Here is a 4871-nt window from a genome sequence, read left to right on the forward strand (position 1 = left end):
AAGGCGCGCTAGCGCCTGTCTCGAAACCCCGCGAGTGAACCGCCGACGTCGCGGTCACCTGGTTTCGAGACGGTTGCTAGCGCAACCTCCTCAACCAGCGGAGACGGCGCGCCCTCCTCAACCAGCAGAAACCGGCGCAACCTCCTCAACCAGCAGAGACCGGCGCAACCTCCTCAACCAGCGACACGGGCGAGCGACCGTTCACTCACCGGGTTTCGAGACGGTTGCTGCGCAACCTCCTCAACCAGCGGCGACGGCGCAACCTCCTCAACCAGCGGAGGCGGCGCGCACTCCTCAAGCAGCGGAGACGGCGCTAGATCGAGTCCGGGAGCGCCAGCCTGACCCGTTGAGAGGTGCGGGTGACGCCCCACTCGTGCTTGGTCATCGGGGTGCAGGAGACCTTCTCACCCTGCTTGGTCTTGTGGCCTTTGCGGCCCGCAGGCATGGTCCGGCAGTACGCCGCACCCGCACCGCTCGGGACGAACGCGCGGTAGCCGGGGCTGCCCCACGACACGGTCTGGGACGTGGTGGTGCGCCAGCCGGCGTCCGTGAGCACCTGGCAGGCCACGCGGGGCTGCTTGGCGGTGCCGGCACGTCCGCACAGTGCGGGCCCGTTGGCGAGCCTGGTCCAGGTCCGGCCGTCGTGCTGCAGCTTGCGGACGGTGCGGGTCGCGCGGGCCCGCAGCCAGAAGGTGCCGTCAGCCGACAGCTGGGCACAGGCCGCCTTGCCCCAGGCGATGCGGCACCAGGTGACCTCGCCGGAGCGATCGGTGATGAAGGCCGTCGAGCCACGCTCGCCGGCGGTCGCCTTCTTGGGCAGCGCAACGTTGCGCCAACCCGTCGAGGTCAGCACCCGGCAGCCACCGCGCCGATCCCTGGCCGGTGACCAGCACGACGCCGGTCCGGCGTTGGCTCCCACCCACGTCGGGTACGCCGGAGCGCCGGCCTTCAGGCGCCCCGAGATCGAGTCCGAGCCCCAGGTCATCGTGAGCGGGTCGAGGGAGATGCAGGCCGACCGGGCGCCCTTCTTCTCGGGAAGCCAACGACACCAGGAGATCGAGCCGTCGCTGTCGGCCAGGAAGGCACGGCCGATCTGGCTACCGGCGTTCACGGTCGAGCTCGTGGTCGCGGTCCGCCAACCCTCGGTGCCCAAGGCCGTGCAGGTGGCGGAAGGGTGGCGCGCTGCCCCGGTGAGGCCACATCGGGCCGGGCCGGATGCCGTCGTGACCCAGGTCGCGTCGGAGACGAGGTGCGGCGTGCTGCCCGACGTACGGTCCAGGCCCCACTCACCGGCATCGGGATCGAGCGCCGTGCATGCCAGCATGCTGGCCGCGCGGCTGATCTCGCGGCAGTAGGACACCGTGCCGTCCGGACTGGGCAGGAACGCCCTGCTCGAGATCTCGCCCCAGGCGGTCGTGCGGTCGAGCTCGACACCACGCCACCCCGAGTCGGTGAGCAGCCGGCATCCCAGCCGCTGATGGCGGTCGTTGCCCATCCGCCCGCACATGGCAGGCCCGGCGGCCGTCGAGACCCAGGCTCGATCCGCGCCTTCGGTCCCCGGTTGCACCGTCACCCGGCCGGGCGACGAGACGTGGCCCGCACCGTCGAAGGCCACCACGTCGTAGACGGCAGTGACGCCGGAGAGCGGGTTGCGGTCGAGGTAGGACGTGCCCCGGACCGTTGCCAGGCGCACGCCGTTGCGGAACACGCGGTAGCCCACGACCCCGAAGGCGTCGCTGGAGGGGCGCCAGGCCACACCGGTGCGCCCACGGTGGGCCGCGGCTCGTACGTCGGTCGGCACGGTCGGCGGAGTGGTGTCGACCGGAACGACGTCGTCGAGGTGGATGAACTTGTCGGGGTAGCTGCGCATGCCAGGGCTGACCGTGGCGAAGTGGAAGCCGTTGTGGCCGTCGGTGTTCATCTCCGAGATCAGGATCGTGCCGTTGCTGTAGACGTCCTCGACGTAGGAGACGTGGCCCCGCTTGTACCAGCCGATCGAGCCGATGGCGGGAGTCTTGTCCGGCTTGTGCCCGATGCCCTTGGCGACCTTGGCCCACTCGGACGCGTTGCCCCAGTGCTGCCCGGCATACCAGTTGGAGAACGAGAGACCGTTGCGCATCGCCAGCCGGTAGGCGACCCATGAGGTGCACTGGCCCTGGAGGAAGCCACGCGAGTCACCGCTGCAACCGCCGCCGAGGGAGCCCTCGTTGCAGTCCGGCGCCGCCGGGTACGGGTAGCCGTATCCCGCCGCGACATGGGTCCCGAAGACGCCCACCCAGTGCTCGTTGCCGAACGGGCCGACGTACGTGCCGGTCGCCGTGCCGTTGTCGATGGCGTTCTGGAGCGCCAGCTGCGCCTCCCGGTCTGGACCTGTCTGGTCCGGTCCCTTGCCGCCGTCGGCTCGAGCAGGAGCCGTGACCACCGCGAGTAGCACGACCACCATCGCCAGCAGGACGGCCAGGACGAGCACGGTCCAGCGCACGGCGCGGGTGATCGCGGCGTAGTTGGGGCGGACGACGTGCACGTGGGACCTCAGGGCGCATCAGAGGCGGAGACGGAACGGGAGTGCAGGAAATGCTGGGCGCTGGACCCCGCTCCCGGACGGGAATGGTCAAAGCCGTCCGCGCCGCCGGGTAGCGAGGTACAAGTCACCTCGCGCGACATTGAGAAGTGCGTCATACCGGCCCCGAGGCGACGGCGGTACCTTCCGCCCATGCCGTCCCCTGCTGGCCGCAGCGCCAAGGACTTCTTCCGCCCCCTCGCCGTGGGCGCTCCCGAGCCGCTGCGCGAGATCCCTGCGCGCCCCAGTCGGGCGATCCACTTCTTCGACCCGTCCAACCCCAAGATGGCCGCCAAGGTCCCTCAACTGACCGGCACGGTCGATGTGCTGCTCGGCAACCTCGAGGATGCCGTCAGGGCCGACAACAAGGTCGCCGCCCGTGAGAGCCTGGTGCAGATCGCGAGCTCGACCTCCGGTCTCGGAGGGCCCGACGGCTCGGCCCAACTGTGGACCCGGATCAACTCCCTCGACAGCCCGTGGGTCCTCGACGACCTGACCCGGCTGATCCCGGCGATCGGCGACAAGCTCGACGTGGTGATGGTCCCGAAGGTGCAGGGCGCCGAGGACATCGCCTACGTCGACCGGCTGCTCGCCCAGCTCGAGGCCAAGGCGGGCCTGGACCGCCCGATCCTGGTGCACGCCATCCTCGAGACGGCTCGCGGCGTCGCCAACGTCGAGGAGATCTGCGGCGCCTCACCGCGCATGCAGGGGCTCTCACTCGGGCCGGCCGACCTGGCCGCCGACCGCCGGATGAAGACGACCCGCGTCGGCGGCGGCCACCCCGGCTACCTGGTGCGTCAGGACCCGACCACGACCAGTGACGGGGTGCTGGGCCAGGAGCGCCCGACGTACCAGCAGGACCTGTGGCATTACACGATCGCGCGGATGGTCGACGCCTGTGCGATGCACGGCATCTACCCGTACTACGGGCCGTTCGGCGACATCTCGGACCCACTGGCCTGCGAGGACCAGTTCCGCAACGCGTTCCTGCTCGGGTGCGTGGGTGCGTGGAGCCTGCACCCCTCGCAGATCGAGATCGCCAACCGCGTCTTCTCGCCGTCGGTCGAGGACATCCGGCATGCGCGGCGGGTGGTGGCGGCCCTCAACCGCCAGGGAGGTGACGGCACGGGTGCGGTGATGCTGGACGGCAAGATGGAGGACGACGCCTCGCTCAAGCAGTGCCTCGTGCTCGTCGAGCTGGCCGAGCAGCTGGCCGCGGTCGACCCGAAGCTCAAGGAGATCTACGACGCCATCGAGCTGACCGATGAGTGACTTCCGACCGCGCCGGTCGGTGCTCTACCTGCCGGCGTCCAACGAGCGCGCATTGGAGAAGGCGAAGTCGATCCCCTGCGACGGCCTGATCCTCGACCTCGAGGACGCCGTGGCACCCGATGCCAAGGCAACCGCGCGCGAGGCAGCGTGCTCGGCCGTCGCCTCACACGGCTACGGACGTCGCGAGGTGACGATCCGCGTCAACGGCGCAGATACCGAGTGGCACGCCGCCGATCTGGCGGCCGTCTGTGCCGCGGGGCCCGACGGCATCGTGGCGCCCAAGGTGTCGTCAGCCGCTGAGGTGCTCGCCCTCGTTGACGCCATGGACCGCCACGGCGCCCCCGACCACACGCAGCTATGGGCGATGGTCGAGACGCCTCGCGCCATGTTGCACGCCGAGGAGATCGCCGCCGCCTCCGACCGGCTCGCCGTACTGGTGATGGGGACCAACGACCTGGCCAAGGAGCTGTACGCCGAGCACGTCCCCGGCCGCGCTCCCCTGCTCACCGGCCTGTCCCTGGCCCTGCTGGGCGCACGAGCCACGGGAAAGGCGATCCTCGACGGCGTCTACAACGACGTACGGGACACCGAGGGGTTCCTGGCCGAGTGCCGGCAGGGACGTGAGATGGGCTTCGACGGCAAGACACTCGTGCACCCCGGACAGGTCGACGGTGCCAACGAGGCCTTCGCCCCCGACAAGCAGGCCGTCGACGACGCCCGTGGCATCGTGCAGGCCTGGGAGGACGGATCCGGATCCGGCGTTGTGACCTTCAACGGCCGCATGGTCGAGGCGCTCCATGTCGAGACCGCTCGGCGCACGCTGGCCATCCACGAGGCGATCGTCGCTCTCTGACTCGGCCTGCTCCGGGTATCGCAGGCGCGTGACGGCCGATCCGACGGGCGAGGCGTGAGCGCAGCCCTGTCGCTGGTTGAGGAGGTTGCGCTAGTGACCCGGATTTGAAGTTCGTCGTATAAGTCGTCCGAGCTTGGCGAGGATCTCGTCGGCTGTCTTGGTCCACACGAAGGCTTTGGGGTTGGC

The 4871-nt window shown here is 70.0% G+C and carries 3 protein-coding genes; 2 read left to right on the forward strand and 1 reads right to left on the reverse strand.

From position 1 onward, the window contains the following. Window positions 1-313: 313 nt before the first annotated feature. Window positions 314-2524: a CHAP domain-containing protein gene (locus tag ISU10_RS22555; protein WP_194698706.1), complete on the reverse strand. Its 2211-nt coding sequence runs from the start codon at window positions 2522-2524 to the stop codon at window positions 314-316. A gap of 189 nt (window positions 2525-2713) precedes the next feature. Here ISU10_RS22555 and ISU10_RS22560 point away from each other — a divergent pair, with 189 nt between their 5' ends. Both ISU10_RS22560 and ISU10_RS22565 read left to right on the forward strand, forming a co-directional pair. Further along, the gene (locus tag ISU10_RS22560) at window positions 2714-3832 is read left to right on the forward strand and encodes an HpcH/HpaI aldolase/citrate lyase family protein (RefSeq protein ID WP_194698707.1); all 1119 of its coding nucleotides are present in this window, start codon (window positions 2714-2716) and stop codon (window positions 3830-3832) included. After that, window positions 3825-4685: an HpcH/HpaI aldolase/citrate lyase family protein gene (locus tag ISU10_RS22565; protein WP_194698708.1), complete on the forward strand. Its 861-nt coding sequence runs from the start codon at window positions 3825-3827 to the stop codon at window positions 4683-4685. The genes ISU10_RS22560 and ISU10_RS22565 overlap by 8 nt, the downstream gene beginning before the upstream one ends. The last annotated feature ends 186 nt before the right edge of the window (window positions 4686-4871 follow it).

This window comes from Nocardioides agariphilus (assembly GCF_015352445.1).
GTDB lineage: Bacteria > Actinomycetota > Actinomycetes > Propionibacteriales > Nocardioidaceae > Nocardioides > Nocardioides agariphilus.

Coding starts and splice junctions, on each gene's coding strand:
- ISU10_RS22560 (WP_194698707.1), top strand. CDS start 2,714: ATGCCGTCCCCTGCTGGCCGCAGCGCCAAGGACTTCTTCCGCCCCCTC.
- ISU10_RS22565 (WP_194698708.1), top strand. CDS start 3,825: ATGAGTGACTTCCGACCGCGCCGGTCGGTGCTCTACCTGCCGGCGTCC.